The organism is Serratia oryzae (assembly GCF_001976145.1).
In the GTDB taxonomy this organism is placed as follows: Bacteria; Pseudomonadota; Gammaproteobacteria; order Enterobacterales; family Enterobacteriaceae; genus Chania; species Chania oryzae.
This window is the reverse complement of record NZ_MOXD01000002.1, coordinates 225,995-241,936: the sequence shown is the minus strand read 5'-3', so window position 1 is coordinate 241,936 and position 15,942 is coordinate 225,995. Positions and strand designations below refer to the sequence as shown.

The 15,942-nt window shown below is 53.9% G+C and carries 15 protein-coding genes and 1 pseudogene; 3 read left to right on the top strand and 13 right to left on the bottom strand.

The window, feature by feature from the left end:
• Positions 1-44: 44 nt before the first annotated feature.
• The 7 genes from BMI79_RS04270 to BMI79_RS04240 form a co-directional block, all read right to left on the bottom strand.
• Complete coding sequence (locus BMI79_RS04270) at positions 45-800, bottom strand: GntR family transcriptional regulator (RefSeq protein ID WP_076940739.1); 756 nt, start codon at positions 798-800, stop codon at positions 45-47.
• 13 nt (positions 801-813) lie between these two features.
• Positions 814-1,554: a sugar isomerase domain-containing protein gene (locus BMI79_RS04265; protein ID WP_076940737.1), complete on the bottom strand. Its 741-nt coding sequence runs from the start codon at positions 1,552-1,554 to the stop codon at positions 814-816.
• A 16-nt stretch (positions 1,555-1,570) separates the two neighbouring features.
• Positions 1,571-2,881 carry a PTS ascorbate transporter subunit IIC gene (locus tag BMI79_RS04260; RefSeq protein ID WP_076940735.1) on the bottom strand — a complete coding sequence of 437 codons (1,311 nt, stop codon included), beginning with the start codon at positions 2,879-2,881 and terminating at the stop codon, positions 1,571-1,573.
• Positions 2,882-2,883: 2 nt separating this feature from the next.
• Entirely contained in the window at positions 2,884-3,165 is a 282-nt protein-coding gene (locus tag BMI79_RS04255) for a PTS sugar transporter subunit IIB (protein WP_076940733.1), read from the bottom strand.
• A gap of 168 nt (positions 3,166-3,333) precedes the next feature.
• The gene (locus BMI79_RS04250) at positions 3,334-3,795 is read right to left on the bottom strand and encodes a PTS sugar transporter subunit IIA (protein ID WP_076940730.1); all 462 of its coding nucleotides are present in this window, start codon (positions 3,793-3,795) and stop codon (positions 3,334-3,336) included.
• The gene (locus BMI79_RS04245) at positions 3,767-4,528 is read right to left on the bottom strand and encodes a creatininase family protein (protein WP_076940729.1); all 762 of its coding nucleotides are present in this window, start codon (positions 4,526-4,528) and stop codon (positions 3,767-3,769) included. The genes BMI79_RS04250 and BMI79_RS04245 overlap by 29 nt, the downstream gene beginning before the upstream one ends.
• Positions 4,529-4,537: 9 nt before the next feature.
• A complete protein-coding gene (locus BMI79_RS04240; RefSeq protein WP_076940726.1) occupies positions 4,538-5,509 on the bottom strand; it encodes a phosphotriesterase family protein in 972 nt (323 codons plus the stop codon).
• Positions 5,510-5,565: 56 nt separating this feature from the next.
• On the opposite strand from BMI79_RS04240, the gene BMI79_RS23475 reads away from it, so the two are divergent.
• Together BMI79_RS23475 and BMI79_RS04235 are read left to right on the top strand one after the other, a co-directional pair.
• Positions 5,566-5,856, top strand: a complete 291-nt coding sequence (locus BMI79_RS23475; RefSeq protein WP_125828723.1) for a hypothetical protein — start codon at positions 5,566-5,568, stop codon at positions 5,854-5,856.
• Positions 5,796-5,981: pseudogene (locus tag BMI79_RS04235) on the top strand (transcriptional regulator); the annotation flags it as partial. The gene BMI79_RS23475 and the pseudogene BMI79_RS04235, both read left to right, overlap by 61 nt.
• Before the next feature lie 84 nt (positions 5,982-6,065).
• Here BMI79_RS04235 and BMI79_RS04230 read toward each other — a convergent pair.
• The 6 genes from BMI79_RS04230 to BMI79_RS04205 form a co-directional block, all read right to left on the bottom strand.
• Positions 6,066-7,682: an Ig-like domain-containing protein gene (locus BMI79_RS04230; protein WP_076940723.1), complete on the bottom strand. Its 1,617-nt coding sequence runs from the start codon at positions 7,680-7,682 to the stop codon at positions 6,066-6,068.
• A gap of 76 nt (positions 7,683-7,758) precedes the next feature.
• Positions 7,759-8,439: a ZirU family protein gene (locus tag BMI79_RS04225; protein WP_244157309.1), complete on the bottom strand. Its 681-nt coding sequence runs from the start codon at positions 8,437-8,439 to the stop codon at positions 7,759-7,761.
• Between the two features lie 204 nt (positions 8,440-8,643).
• The gene (locus BMI79_RS04220) at positions 8,644-11,244 is read right to left on the bottom strand and encodes a ZirU family protein (protein WP_083704364.1); all 2,601 of its coding nucleotides are present in this window, start codon (positions 11,242-11,244) and stop codon (positions 8,644-8,646) included.
• A gap of 615 nt (positions 11,245-11,859) precedes the next feature.
• Positions 11,860-12,633 (bottom strand): MipA/OmpV family protein, encoded by a 774-nt coding sequence (locus tag BMI79_RS04215; RefSeq protein ID WP_083704363.1) that lies wholly within the window; start codon positions 12,631-12,633, stop codon positions 11,860-11,862.
• A 177-nt stretch (positions 12,634-12,810) separates the two neighbouring features.
• Complete coding sequence (locus BMI79_RS04210) at positions 12,811-13,614, bottom strand: CPBP family glutamic-type intramembrane protease (RefSeq protein WP_076940721.1); 804 nt, start codon at positions 13,612-13,614, stop codon at positions 12,811-12,813.
• 3 nt (positions 13,615-13,617) lie between these two features.
• The gene (locus BMI79_RS04205) at positions 13,618-14,256 is read right to left on the bottom strand and encodes a TetR/AcrR family transcriptional regulator (RefSeq protein ID WP_076940719.1); all 639 of its coding nucleotides are present in this window, start codon (positions 14,254-14,256) and stop codon (positions 13,618-13,620) included.
• A 282-nt stretch (positions 14,257-14,538) separates the two neighbouring features.
• Between BMI79_RS04205 and BMI79_RS04200 the strand changes: the two genes are divergently transcribed.
• Positions 14,539-15,852: an NAD(P)/FAD-dependent oxidoreductase gene (locus tag BMI79_RS04200; RefSeq protein ID WP_076940718.1), complete on the top strand. Its 1,314-nt coding sequence runs from the start codon at positions 14,539-14,541 to the stop codon at positions 15,850-15,852.
• The last annotated feature ends 90 nt before the right edge of the window (positions 15,853-15,942 follow it).

Here is a 15,942-nt window from a genome sequence, read left to right as displayed (position 1 = left end):
ATGAAAATATAGCAAAATAATAAACTCACCAGTCAGAATAAAGCTCACCGCGCTTTATCGATGGTACAATTCCACCGTTGGTTCACCACGCTCTGATTGGCAACGATCTGCAGCGATAATGCCGCATCCAGCATATGTGTGATGCTGTACTCCAGCACCACATCATCCAGGTTACTGGCGGTGCGCTCAATTCTAAACAGTGCACAACCCTGCTCGATGTTCAACAGATGGGCTAATTTGGCATCGCAGATCACGGGTAAATAGCGCTCCGTTGCCTTGGTTGGGGAGTAACCGAAGGTTTCCCGCAGTTGCTCATACAGCGGGCTGCCATTATCAACGTGGCTCAGATCGTTATACACCCGGCCATTTAAATAGGTGACCGCATGGCCAACCACTTTCTCGCCTTGCATAAACAAGCGTTCAAGGCGCATCAGTTGGCTACCCAAATCCAGCCCCATCCGTTCGGCCACCTCTTGGCTGGCCATGATCGAAAGCAGGGAGAGGATCTCTGCCTCCACCGGCGTGGCGGAATGGAAGGCCACCAGGGCCTCGGGCAGGTCGGTATAGTGTTTATGCAGTGCATCACGATTGATAAAGGTGCCTTTACCCTGCTCGCGGTACACCATGCCGATGCTGGCGAGTGAATCAATCGCCTGCTTGATGGTACCGCGCGCGACTTTAAACTCATCGGCGAGCAGCAGCTCGCCAGGGAGTTTATCCTCATAAGTAAAGGTGATGATGCGTTGCAGGATAATGCCTTTTATCCTGAGATACAGTGGGAGTCCGTCAGACTCAAACATACTCATGCTCCACTCAGAGGTAGTGTATTTGGCTCCTGTAAGCGTCAAGTATATCCTGATTTATCTGCTGATTACCGTCTATGTTTGCGCTCGCCAGGATCGGCGGCGTGCGCTGTTGCTGTTGCATCAGTTCGCAAATACGCAACACCAGGCTGTTGGCGATGGTCGCTCCCATGATGGTCGACAACGGCGCGGCTTTTTGCGCCAACCCTGGCAGGCTGACGGCGGCATCGCCATAGTCGCATTGGTTATCAATGGTGATATCGGCAATATCCACCAACAGCTTGCCGCTGGAATGGCGGGAACTGACGCGCGCGGCGGTAGCCAGGCTGGTGATAGCGATCACCTTGGCACCCAGTGCCCGGGCGGCCAGCGCCACATCAAGGGTGATGGCATTGCGGCCAGAAACCGAGTGTATCAGCAACGTATCCCCTGCCTGCAACGGTGATTGCTCAATCAGCACCCTGCCCAAGTGTTCAACATTCTCTACCGCGCTGGTCAGCGTCAATGGCCGCACGTTAAGCATCAGTGCGGGCGTAAACAACGGGTTGACGATCGCCAAGCCGCCAGCGCGGTAGCTCATCTCCTCCGCCAGAATACCCGCATGGCTGGCACCAAACACAAACAGGTTGCGGCCAGCCAGCGCCGTTTCGGCCATCACTTCCGCTGCGCGATTAATCGGCTCCGGCTGCTGTTCCAACAGTGCCAATTTTTGCCGAATTTGCTCGTAATATTGGCTTAATGCCTTGCTCATCGCCTTCCCTCCCCCGTCAGAATGTCAGCAGCTTGGTCAACGCACTAATCAACGGTGCCAGCATAAACATATCGCTGTCACCGGCCCACAGTGCGGTATCAGGAATGGTGCTGCCGATAAAATAATTGACGCAGAAGTATTGCCCCCAGGCCACCACGGTGGAGGTAATAAACCCGGCCAACAGCGCCCCTTTGTACCCGCCGGTGATATTGCCAAACACCCCCGCCGTGCCCGCGTGGAAGAAAATCACAATCATGCTGGGAATGAAAACATAGCCGGTATAGTGGCCAATCAGGGTGAGCCACAGCAGCGAACCGATAAAAGCGCCGACGAAGCCCAGCACCACCGCATTAGGGGCAAAGTTGAACAGGATCGGGCAGTCGAGCGCGGGTTTGGCACCGGGCACCAGCCGCGAGCCAATGCCGTTAAACGCTGGCACCATTTCACCGATAAACATCCGCACGCCCAGCAGCACCACGGCAATGCCGCCGGTAAACATCAGCGACTGCTTTAACGCATAAATATAGAAACTCAGGTCGCCAGACTGCGCCAGAATCTCCGCGGCCTTGGGCGTACCTTTGATTTGCAGAATAAAGGTGCCGATAAAGAACAGCAGCGACATGGTCAGCGCGGTAACCACGTTGGAATCGCGCAGGAAGCCAAGTTTTTTCGGCACTTTGATATCTTCAGAGCTGGTTTTATTCGCCGCAAATACCTGGCCAAACAGCGCCCCCAGCAACGCAACGGAAGCCGAGGTGTGCCCTAAGGCTACGTTGTCGTTGCCGGTAATTTTGCGTACCCAGGGCTGTACCAGCGCCGGTTGTAACGTCCAATACAGCCCCATGATCACCGTCAGCATCAGCGTCAGTTGCAGGCCGGAAATCGCCGGATTGCTGTTCACCATCACACCGGCAAAAATCATGGTGGTCCAGAACATCATATGGCCGGTCAGGTAGATATATTTAAACCGCGTCAGGCGAGCCAACAGCAGGTTGAGCGCGAATCCCCCGGCGATGGCAATCGTCACGCTGCTGCCATAGCGCTCAGTGAAATGCACCTGACCAATGATATTGGTTAAGTTCATTGAGCTTAAGCCAAACACTTCAGTCCAGATGGGCTGAAAGATCAACAGCGCCGAGACGATAATGCCCGCCCCCGCGCCAATGATCAGAAACCCCAGAATGCCTTTCAGCGTGCCAGAGACAATATCCGCCAGCGGTTTGCCTTGTAATACCAGCCCCAGCAGCACAATCAGGCCGATTAAAATTGATGCCTCGCCAAAAATATTGACCGTAATCCAGCGCAATACCCCCAGAAATTCACTCATGGCTATGCTCCCTGCTGCAGAATACCGGCCTGTTCCAACGCCTGGGTAATCTCTTTGCTGTCGATGTAGTTATTCACGATCACCACCGGGCACGGCATGTGCCGCAGGTTATCCACCAGCTCTGCATTGGTGATCACCACGTCAGCACTGGCCGAAGCGGCCGAAGAGACATCCATATGTTCAACCGAAGCCTGAATGCCGTGCTGCTTTAACACCGACTCCACGTTCATTTTAAGAATCAGGCTGGAGCCCATACCCAAACCGCACACCGTCAGAATTTTCATTGCTCGTCACTCCGTGTTAAGCCATCAAGATCGGGTTATACCCGTTATACTTCAAGTTGCTTGGGTGTTGGCTTCATTACTCGGCCCATGCTGGACATCGCCCCTTCGGGGCCGCTGCAAGCAGCGCTGTTCAAATCGGCCATGACCGATTTGTCTTTCGGTTGCCGCCTACAAGCAACTCGAATTATTTTGGGTATATACCGCGCAGGCCATCAGCCGATAAAGCTGCTCGGGATCGCGGGAATTCATTAGCGTATGCAGGTTATTTTCATCTGCCAGCAAGGTAACAATGTGTTGAATCAGTTGAATATGCCGATCGCTGCTGGTGGCAGATAACCCCAGCACCACCTGCACCGGATCGTTCTCGGCATGACCAAACTCCACGGGTTCGCGCAGCCGTATCAGGCTGAACTGCGCCTTGATGGCACCTTGCTCCGGGCGCGCGTGTGGCATCGCCAAACCGGGGGCAATGACAAAGTAGGGGCCAAACTCCCGGTAACTGGCCACCATCGCCTGCACATATTCCGGCTGGCAGGCCCCCGTCTGACACAGCGCCTCGCCCGCCGCCCGAATCGCCTGTTCTGCGTTGCTGGCCGGATAATCAATACTGATGGCTTGCCGAACGATCATCGCCGCCTCCTTCTGCCAAATGAAGGCGGATGGAAGCCAGCGTGGCCTCCAGCGCCTGCTGCACAAATGCCTGCCCTTTCTCCTGGCTGGCACAACGCGGATCGCCCAACACCGCATAGTCGGAAAACTCGGTCCAGCGCACCGGCCGGTAGCGGAAATTTGCCGGGAAGCGCGGGTAGTGCGCGCGCGCCTGCGCCATATCAACGTATTCCGGGGCCAGCGCCAGCATCAGGGAAGTTTCAATCTCATCGGCATGCATATAGCCGGGGTAGGCAACGGCAGAGGTGCGCAATTGGCTCACGCAAGCGTCGATACCGGCCCAGCTATAGCTGAGCAGTGTAATACCCTCTTCCTTCAGCATTCTCGCCGCCGCTTTAATGGCGTCAAAGTTACCGTAATGCGCATTAATCACCGCCGTGGTCGCAATGCCATAGCTGGCCATATTGCGTGCCAGCGCCACCAGCAGTTGCACCAGCAGATCGTGACCGATATCGATCGCCCCGGCGTGCCCGCGCAGTGACCACACCTGGCTATAAGGCACCGCAGGCAGGCTGATCGCCGCTTCTCCCAGTTGCTGATCCAACAGGGCACAGAAACGTTCAGCCAGCAGATTATCGGTATCCAGCGGCAGATGATCGCCATGCGGTTCAACTGCCCCCAGCGGCAACAGCGCAATCTGCGCCCTTGCCAGCGCCTGTTTGGCCTGTTGTTCATTGAATTCATGCAGCTTCATGGTGCCCCCTTAGCCAAAAGCAAAGTAGCGGGCGGGGTTTTCTACCAGGAAGTCATACAGTAAGGCTTCGCCATCTAACCCCTCTTCCTGAGCTTCGGCAATAAATCTTGGCCGCCAATCGGCCAGGATAAACTTCAGCCCCAGGCCGCCTTTGCCGTAGTGGGCACTCATAGATTTACGGGCGAAATCGCCGCCAATTAAAATGTGTTTCTGATAGCCGCGTTTGCACAGTGCCAATATGGCCTGGGTGCGGACATGTTCTGGGTAGTATTTGATACGGCTCATCCCGTCAAAAGAGAGAAATGCCCCGGTGTTGGCAATCTGACGGTGGAGCCACGGATCAGGGTTACGATCCATATGAGCAAAACACAGGCGGGACAAATCCAGCCCTAAACTGCGGAAGATCTGTGCCTGTTCCAGCCCCATGGTGCCCATTTCCGTATGGCTGTGCATCGGCGCGCCAGTGCATTGCTGGGCCCTGACGATCACTTCCATGGTTTTGCGTTCCAAGGGGGAAATGGTGTTGTAGCCGGTGCCGCACTTCACCACACCGGCGCGATAATGGCTCCCTTCAATGCCGGTAGTGACCTCATGACAAACGTGCTCCACCAATGCGTCGATCGACGAACTTTCAATCCAGTCGGCAAAGGTCTGCGTTGAGCCGGGCCGCTTGCTACTCCAGAGGAACCCTTTGTTAAAGCCGGTGGTGGCAATCACGTGCACCTGCTGGCGCTTGGCCATTTCAGCAACAGCAACCACCTGGCGGCCATAGTCGGGGGCGGTAGCATCGTAAATGGCCCGACCACCCGCCTGATAAAAATCCGCCAGTTCCCGCTCGGAAGCGGTGGGATCGTCCAGCAGCAAATCGTCATCCTGGCGTTCTGCCCAGTAGGGTGGAATGCAATAGATGTGATCGTGGCTGTAGGTCACACTGAGTTGGCTGGCGTCAATATCACCGTTTAACGTGCGTATAGATCCCATGAGAACCGCTCCCTGGATCGGAAAAAGAGGGTGTTCTCAACATAGGTTAGGACCACTTGATCAGTCAAGCGATCAAGATCGCAAATCAGCCAATCTGTCAACGCGCTGTGAATACCCGTATCCTCATAAAAATAGGTCGCTACCGTACCAACGCCGTCAATTTCTGCCTTAAAACTGTTTCGCTGACCCGCGCGCGCGAGGTTTTTCTCCAGCAGGCGATCACCATTCTTGCTCTCTCTGAACAGGCCAAGCAGTTGGCACGCAAGGCGATGGAGGAACAGGTACTTATCTGGCGCAACACCACAGCAAGCCGAATACCGTGCAGGCCGCCACCAATATTCTGGTGACCATGAATCTGGTGGGCATGGGGCTGGGCATGTCTATTGTGCCGCGCTATGTCTGCCATTTTCAGTCCTCAAGCGTGGTATTCCGGCCATTACCGCAGATCGAACTCTTAATGGCCTGGCACAAAGAAACGGTTTGGCGCAAATGCTCGAACTGGTGGCAGACCAGAGCGCTGTATTAGAAGAGCCAGTGTAGCTTTGCAGGCACGGGCTTAAAGCGCCGTTGAACAGGTGACATAGGTTGCGCCATCCAGCGGGAAATCGAACAAACTGCCATTCCCAAGATAAACGTAATGCCGGGCGTTACCACCGCTGACCAGTTCAGTCACCCAATAGTTACCGGCGAACCAGCCGTTAGAATAACTGTTCATCGTGCCCCATTCATTCCACAGTCTACCGTCGGCATCCCGGTTGGCACCGGTCTGGCTCACCGGGGTTCTATCGGTCATCTGGCCATACCCCGGAACGGCGTAGCCGCCGCCTTGAGAACTGCACCAAGAGGCCGCATCACCGTATGTCATAATGTTGAAATTATTATTTCTAAACCAGCGATTCACGGTGAACGGGTAGGTTAATGTGGTGCCATTGTCTGGGTTCGCCGCCGTCACGGTAACGCTGTTATTACCCGATGTCGGTTCCTGATTGAATCTGACGTTGCCGCTGCCATCGACGCTAACCCAGCTCTGGTTGGTGCTCCAGTTATAAGCGCTGTTACCCGCCGTGGTTTCGCCGATCACCAGTTGGAATGCCGCGCCAACAAACCCTGTCCTTGGGAACCCATCATCAACCGAGAAAGACGCGCCATTGACCAGGATCTGCGTCATCTTCAGTTCTTCGGAAAATTCAACGGTCACCGTCGAGGAAACACCGTTGCTGGCGGTGGCCGTTACCTCACTGCTCACCGCCGATTCACTGGTCAATGCGAGCGTCACTTCGCCGTCGCTGTCGGTTTGAGCGCTGGAGGTGCTCAGCGTCACGCCGTTGGTGGCGGTGAACGTCATGGTTTCCCCCACCACGCTATTGCCATGGCTATCCTCTACGCTGACCAGCACATTGTTATCATCAACGCCGTTGGCCAGCGCGTTGTTCTGGGTCACTTCCGCATCAACAACATGGGCGGGGCCAGCCACAAACAGCGTATCAATAGACTTGCTGTCACTATCAATACTGGCCGTCACCTGTGTGGTACCCGCGAGCACGTTAGTGACGTAAGCCGTTGCCACACCATCGACTCCCGTTTGTGCCATGGCGGAGATCGCGCCCCTATTGTCGGCATCGAACAGCACGGTGGCCCCCGCGGCGGGTGTGCCGTCCAGATACTGCACGCTGGCACGCACGGTATTCACCGCCTGCCCATCGGCCACCGCACCCAGGGGGGATTCCGCCCACGTCAGGCTGGCAATGGTGCGCTGCCATCGGAGATTGATCGGATTCGCCAACTGAGCCGGTACCCCTTCGCTGGGCACGGTGATATTGGGATCGGTCTGCGGGGTGACGATCACATTCAGTTCACTGCCCGCCAGAATATCGCTGAGTTCCAAGGTGTAACTTGGGCTGGTGGCCCCGCCGATCGCGGCACCGTCCAGCGTCCACTGATAGGTTGTTCCCTGTTCGGCATCACCATCTGCGTCATCAAAAGCAGAGGTCACCGTAATAACGTCCCCAACCTGCGGTTGGGTATTGTTTACCGAGAGCGTCGTCGTCGGCGCTCGCCCATGAACGGGCGTGGTAGATTGCTGGGCAGCCTGCGCCGCATGGCTCATGACGGCAGTCAGAGCCAGTAATATCCCGCATAACAACCCCTTGAAGATATCGTTACGGCGCAGCATCCAGCGTATCCATCATACTGATAAGTGAAATCGGCAGGCGTGACATCACATCAAGCCTGCCTGAGCTGACTCTTGCTTACTGAGCCGCTGCGTTGCCCACCACGACCTGGACTCTCAAGCGCTGATCGGTCCGTGCTGGCGTATAGGTGCTGCTGGTTGCGCCACTGATGTCGGTGAAGGTATTGGTGCCAACACCAGTTTCGATCTGCCACTGGTAGGTCACACCGGTACAAGTGCCGCCCGCACAGGTTGCGGTCGCAGTCAGCGGCGTATCAACTTGTGGATAGCCACCCACTTCACCGCTCACCGTCACGCCCGTCACGGTGCCACCGGCGATGACCGTCAGGGCATTAGAGGCAACGGCAATACCTTCGGCCGGCTCGGTAATCGCCGGATCGGTATGCGGTGTCACTAACACCGTAATGGTTTTGCCTAAGTCACCGGCCACAATGGTATAGGTATTGCCGGTAGCCCCCGGAATATCTGCCCCATCGGCCTGCCATTGATAAGTTTGCGGGATCGCGATGTCACCGTCCTCATCACTGAAGGTGCCTGGCGTACCGATACTTAAGGTATCCCCGATATCGATCAGCCCATTACCGCTGGCATTGTCTGAAACGATAGTGCTTTGCGTCACCACCGGGGCGCGCCCTCTGACGGTAGAGGTTGGCGTGGAGGTGATGGCCGACCATGCCGATCCAACAATCAGCATACTGAGCAACATCCCCGATAGCAGAGAACCTAGTTTATGCTTCATCGTTTTCTTTCCTCTAACCGCACTCAAAATCAATGCTTAAACAGCCTTCCGCAACGGCACGGAAGGGTGATAAAAGGCATCGCCCCCTCTCCCTGTGGGAGAGGGCCGGGGTGAGGGGCAAGTCGTGCGGTGATTGTCCCCTCACCCTAACCCTCTCCCCAAGAGAGAGGGAACTGGTTAGCCTTAACTGATGAGCATTCAGCGTTAATGCGACACCACTCTGATAGCCCGTTTCTGTAAATCCGCTGTCACCGTCAGTGCTTCTGAAGTGGCACCGGGGATTGCGATAAACACCCCTGAGCCGACCGCGGACTCAACTTCCCACTGATAATTAACTGATGCCCCGTTACATAAGGCAATCGAACACATCGCCACGGCCACCAGGGTATCCCCGACGACGGGATGCTCAGTCAATTCAACGCCATTGCGATATATCAACAATTTCTCCGGTGCTTCCGGCATAAAAGCGATTTCCACACGTTGCTCATGTCCGCCGCTGATGGCGGTCACCGTGGTCACGCCTGGATTGATATTGGCCAGTTTCACCGTTATCAAGCCTTCAGCATCCGTAATGCCTTCCGGCGGTATCACCGTGGCACCGTTATCGGCGTGGAACTCGACGGGCACGGCTTCGAGAGGGTTGCCGTGTTGATCCGTCACATGCGCTTCGATTTTATTGACGTCAATGCCGTCGGCGAGCGCATCATCGCTCACCACCGTCAGATCAATAGTGGCGGTGCTGTGATCGGCAATGAGCGTGATTGGGTATGCATCCACCGCCACGGCATCGCCATTGATCGTCGGGGCCACCGTTACGTTACCGGCGACAACCCCGCTCAGCGTCGCGCTATATACGCCGTTATCTTCCGTGACCGGGCTCAGGGTCACTTCTGGCCCGTCGCTCACCGCAAAGGCCACCTTTAATCCAATAATCGGCTGATGGCGATTGTCCAGCACGCTAAAGCTCAGCGTGCTGGACTGTACCCCATCGGCAACAATCTCCGCAGGCTCAACGAGGAAAGAAAAATTATCCAAGATCGGTGCATGATTGCTCTCAGTTAAAGTAACTTTAGCCGATGCCAGAGAGATATTATTAATAGTTGGCGCAATAATGGCCTCGCCCTGAGTCAGCCCTGCGGTTAACTGCGCGCTATAAACCCCTGGCGCGGTTTCGGTCACCGCACTCAACAGCGGGTGGCTCACGGGCTTGCTGGCCGCAGTATTTGGCGTAAAGTGCACATCCAGCGTCAGCTGCTTGGCCATTCCCTGCACCGGCAGGTTATTAACGTCGTTTAAATTCAGGGTAATCAGGCTGGTGGAAACGCCATCCGCAGATATGTCAGCCGGGGAAACCTCTAAGATGGAATTGTATTTGCTGACCACTTGTGGCGTGACGGTAATCCGCGTGCTGCTCGGGTTGGAGGCATTTCCTTGATTATCGTAAGCCACTGCCCCCAGCGTATAAACGTTACTGCCAGCCGTATAAGGCGGCAGCTTTATCGAGATACTGTGTGAAGAGGTTTGCGTCACGACGCCACCGGCCGCCACTAATGCGGCGGTATCCCAGTCGATGCGCTTCAGCCCATATTTCGCCGCCACCTGCGCATCCACTTTGATCACTTCGAATGCGCTGCCGGTCATCTGATCCGGCAATGCCAGTTGGATAAGCTCCTGCTTCTGATACTCCAGCACAATATCGTTGTTACGCTCCACCAGATCATAACGGCTACCGGCCAAGGTGCGGCTGGCTGCCACCGCCGAGGGATCAATTTGTGTCTGCCAGGGTTCTCCGAGATGGTAATTCAGTTGGACGCTGAGATTGGTGTCGTTTCTGCCCCCTTTACCGGCGCGTTGCTCTACTGCGAGAGTGATCAGTGGGATCGGCGTGTAATTGATCCCCATGGTGAACGCATAGGGGTTTTTCTGCCTGTCGTCTTTGCCAAATAACGCCACCTCATTGCCCCAATACTGTTCATACATCAAGTTGCCGCCGAACTGGGGGTAAGCAGGTAAATAGGCATCAACCCGCAGATCGTAACCGTTGGCCGGGCGTTCATTGTAATCAGCAAAGTCACGGGACTGATGCCAGCCCGTCAGGCGTAAATAACTGTTAGCCGATAGTTTGAGGTAATCCGTCCAGGCTTCGGCACCCAACCCAATACGGCTATTCTTGCCCGTCATATCACGATCAAAAAAAGCGTTAGCGCCGTACATCCAGTTATCCTGCAGGGTACGGATGCCCGCGCCGAGATTGACGGTATTGCGGCTGTCTTTATTACGCAGGCCAAATTGGCTGAATAACAACGATTGCTGGTCATCATAAAGCGGCACCAGCATATCGAATGAGCTGCCTTCAAGACCAAGGCGATCATTCACGCTAAGCTGGACACGTGCGGTACCAAACTGGCTCAGCCAATGCTGCACCGCGTCGTTGGCTTCCCCCACCACCATAGAACGCGCCATACCGGCGGCGGCCAGCGGCGTGTTGTCGTCTGCCAGTAACGTGGCACCTTTTAGCAGGTTATGGGCTAACCGTTCTTGATAGTGCGGAGCCGGTGCCGCTTGTGTGTCTTCATGATGGCTTGTCAACGGCAGCGAGGCCGTGTGCGGAATATCAATTTCATCGCCGCTGGCTAATTGTTCGAAGGGTTTCGAGAACGCACGGAACTGATTGACTTTTTTTAACTCACCGACCGTAAGATGGTATTTTTTCGCCACCTGGGAGACGGTTTCACCCGGTGCCAGAGTATAGGGCACGGTTTCAAGCGGCTCTGCCGGGGCCGTATCCGGCGCAGGAGTCAGCATGTTGGCTATTGCAGGGTAAAAAGATAGGCTCAACGGCAATAGCAGCTGTAAGACTATATTGACCCACACCACAATAGGCTTGCATGTCACCGAGGAAAACTCCTTCTGAATATCAGTTAGCGTAGCCTCGCTTCACGCTTTACTCAAACCCTGAACGGTGGCAGAAGCGTGATGCACCGATGAGGGTTTCTTTCTTCATTCTGCAAACGCTTAGCGCTAAAAATAAAAAAGCCGCGCGGCAGCACGGCTCTAAAAGTCTTACGACTCCGCATAAAACAGCAGAATAAAATAGACATTGGCGTTAATTCAATATTATCAATTTATTATCGCACAATAAAAGGCATGCTACGGCCTGCGTTATGCAAAGTATATACCCTTCATACTTCAAGTTGCTTGGGTGTTGGCTGCCTTCGCTCACCCCAGTCACTTACCTGAGTAAGCTCCTGGGGCTTCGCTCAGTTGCCGCCTACAAGCAACTCGAATTATTTTGGGTATAGTCGTCATATTCAGCCAATTAAATAATAATCCGTTGAACGCTTTTTATTAAGCAAATATTGTAAATAACTTCAAGTTACATAATGGGTATATTCGCGTTTAAATCCGATTCACTGTCTATTAAAATTTATATAAAAACCCGGTAGCGACAGTGACGCTATAATCCCGTCCAACCATTGGGCTATCTTTCACTGTGTCACTCACTTGCTCATAATTACCCATCAGGAACAGTTGCCAACTGTCGTTAAGCGCATAATAACTGGCAAGAGAAAGATAAGAAGATACGCCACTTTGAGCACGGTATGCCGCGATCCCGCTGCGCTGTGATTCCTGCTTGCTGACACCAAAGTAATAATCATTGAAAGAACGGCTTTGCCACTGCATACCCACGCCAGGCACCAGCTGTAGTTGGCCAAATTGGAAGGCGTATTGATAGCCAACGTCAACCAGCACCCCGTTGCTATAGCCAAGAATATCTGTCACTGCTTTACCGCTGACGGTGCCCCAAGCGGCATTATATTGATATCCCATGCCAGCCATGGCGGTAGCGCGCCGCTTATCCAGCTTTTTCATCGCTGGAACACGGCTGTCGGAAGGTTTAAAGCTTAACGGTGAGTAATCAACATTAAAGCTCAAGCCGTGGGTGTCGGTATTAATGATATTAATCCCTGCCCCTTGGCCGCTAATAAAAAACTGCTCCCCTTGATAAGTAACGATGGGTATTGGCATAAATTGCCTATCATAATCCAGATAGGCTAATTGTTCTGCCGCAACGCCTGCACCGACGGACCATTTTCCAGCTTGAGCACCGCCAGAAAATAACAGAGTCATCAATGAAAACGCCCCTATTGACAGCATTGAGGTGCGAATAGAGTAATAAGTTGAGTAAGTCATAATAAAGCTCCTAGCGTATTTTAGTTAAAAGTTTGCCGTCAGCGCTGAAAAGCGCCTTTCTAAAAAGAGAGTAATATTGTTGTATACCCAAAATAATTCGAGTTACAGGAAGGCGGCGACGCACATGCAACTTGAAGTATGACAGGTATAACTACTGCTGAAATAAAATGGTACGTATTATTCTTTACAGAAAAAATCCTGTTCAATGGCAATTAACAAGGCTGCGATCAGAAATAATATTGCGCTCCAGATACATTTGGTTAAAGGCGCTATCTGTAATAACTCCGCCGCCATCACCAATGTAAAGTGAAATAGGACAGCGGCTGGAATACTGCGCTGACAGCGGTAATAAAACCAGTTAGCCATTACGCTGGCAGGAAAGATGCTGATAAAGAAGTTGGCAACGTATATGCCACCTGTCTGCCATAATTGATGCTGATAGGTGCCTTGAATAAAGAATAAGGGCAAATGCCAGAGTGCCCATAAACCGCTGAATACCAGCGTCACCGGTAATAACATTCTCCAGACGCTTCTCAGACTATCCACACCATAGCCGCGCCAACCCAACTCCTCTAACAGCGCCGCAATCAGCGCCAGTGGCAACATCGGCAAAAACCCGCTGGAAACAGCGAACTGGGCGGCGCTCTGCCCCATGCGCACCGACAGCCAGGTGGCGATCGCCAACGGGATCAAGATCAAGCCGAACATCACTAACAAGCGCCCTGGCGTTACTCCTGCCAAAGAAAACAACCGTTTACGGAAATCCTGCCATAGCCTGCTGCCAGTTCCGGGGCGGATCATAATCCCCGCAGCGACGGCCGGGCCGAGCAGCCCCGCCAAAGCCAGCGTGATGGCCAGTGGCTGCTCATCAGGTAAATGGCTGATATAAGCGGCTGCCATCCATGGTAGCCACGATAAGCCAAACACCAAGCCAAAAAATCGCAGTGGGGAATAACGGAGAGTATGGGAAAGATTAGCCATACCTCACCCCTGCCCCTGAATGCTGGCACCCAATACTTGGGCAAAAGAGCCAGGAGCTGCGCCAAACGCCCGTTCGATCAGCAGTAACATGGCTTGCATACGCGCGGCTTCCTCTTCCGGCGTCCAATTAAAAGTTTGATGGCCAAACAAAGACAGTGAACCAGCCAAAATAAACTGAACGGTGGATAACGGATCGGCGACCTGAAAAACCCCCTCTCGATTGCCTTGCTCTACCACCGCAGCCAACACCGGCCCAAAGACCAATACCGTTTCAATATTACTGCGTTCATGCAGCGCGCGATTCTCTGGCCGATGCAAGTCCTCAACCAGCGACTGCCCCTGGTCTACCGTTTGATTCTGCGCTGCAATGATGGCGCAGAATTTTTCAATCGCCCCTAGATGTGGGTCGTCAGCGATAAGCTGTGATTGAGCGGTAATATCGGCACACATCTGCTGCGCCAGCGCCTCAAGTATCTCCTCCTTCGATTTAAAATAGTAATAGAACGTGCCCTTGGCGATGCCAGCCGCGCGGACAATCTCATCGACAGAGGTGGTTTCATACCCCTGACTCTGAAACAAGTTGCCTGCTGCCTGCAGAATTTCTGCCCGACGCACCTCTGGTTTTTTCACTGTACGAGCCATAACCCTTCCTATGTTGTAGTAGATAATATCCATACGATACATACTGACCGACGGTCAGTCAATTAAAATAAGCGATTTTTTGATCAAGAAAAATTCAGGCTGGAGAGACCGAAAGCAGCCCATAAGCCTTGTTTTATCTTCTATTCTGATTGACCCCAGTCAATGACAGCCAAGGCAGGTGAGTGGGAGCATCGCTCCATGTATCATGGCTGACGTGGTATCAATACGATCTTGATGCGTTGGTGTCAGGAGCGGACCAGAATCTTAAAAAGGATAACGAGTTTGAAATACGCATCAGTGCCGTTAAATCAGAACCAGAACGGCTGGCTAAAAGACGATCGGCTACCCACCGCCTACCCGGTGCTGATCGGTGATACCGAGGCGGATTGGGTGGTGGTCGGCTCAGGATTTGCCGGTATTTCCTTCGCCAGACGGTTGGCAACCCATGCGCCGCACCTGAAGATCATCGTCGTCGACGCAGCCTGTGCGGCAGAAAGCTCGTCTGCCAGAAACTCCGGGTTTATTATCGGGTTGCCGCATAACATCGGCAGTTCAACGGCAGAACTCAAAAAGGCGCAGTCTTACCGTGATTTGCTGCAGGCCGGCATCGCTCAATTAGCTACCGTGATTGAGCAACAGGGCATTGACTGTGAATGGGAGAACGTCGGGAAATATCATTGCCAGGTCGATACCCGCAGTGAGCGCGTGCTGAAGGAATATACGGACAACCTGGATGTAATGAACGAACCGTACCACGTTCTCGATCAAGACGCGCTCTATCAGAAATTAGGCAGCCGCTTTTACCATAAAGGCATCTATACCCCGAGCGCGATTCTGGTCAATCCCGCCAGCCTGATTACCGGCTTAGCCGAGCATTTACCGAACAATGTGAGCGTCTATAACCACACGCCAGTTATGCAGATCCGCCCTGGCAAGGTGGCTCAGGTCATTACCCCTTATGGCACGATTAAAACCGCCAAGGTCATGCTGGCGACCAACGCCCTTTCCAGAGAGCTGGCACCGGTCACCAGCCAGCAGGCGGCGATGGCGACCTTTGCCAGCATCACCGCACCATTAAGCGCAGAACAGCGGCAAAAACTCCCAGAGATGAGCAGTTGGGGGTTGACCCCGGTTAATGCCATTGCCGGGGCAACGTTGCGCTATACACAAGATCACCGCTTCTTAATCCGCCAGCACGTGACTCCGGCCTTAAATGGCAGAATCACCGCCGCACAGACTTATCACGCCACCCGGTTACACCAGCGCATATTCAATAAAATCTACCCGCAGCTGAAGGATGTGCCGATCACCCGCACCTGGTCCGGCACCATCAGCGTCACCCGCAACGGCGCTCCGGTTTGGGGGGAGCTAAAGCCAGGGATTTATACCGCGGGTGGCTGTAACGGCGCCGGGGTCTCTAAGCAAACCATCGCCGGAACACTGTTGGCAGATTACGCTTTGGGCCATGATAACCCGCTGATCGGCGCGATGTTGGAACTCGGCAAAGCCAATTATCTGCCGCCTTCACCGGTGCTGGATGTGGCGATTGCCTTGTCGCTGATGAAAGAAAGATATCTGGGTAGGAAAGAGATTTAGTCTGCATAATCATTCGGCACAATGATAACCGTGATCCCCCTCTCCCTCTGGGTGAGGGAGAGGGAACTGGTTAGCTTCAACTGGAAAGCA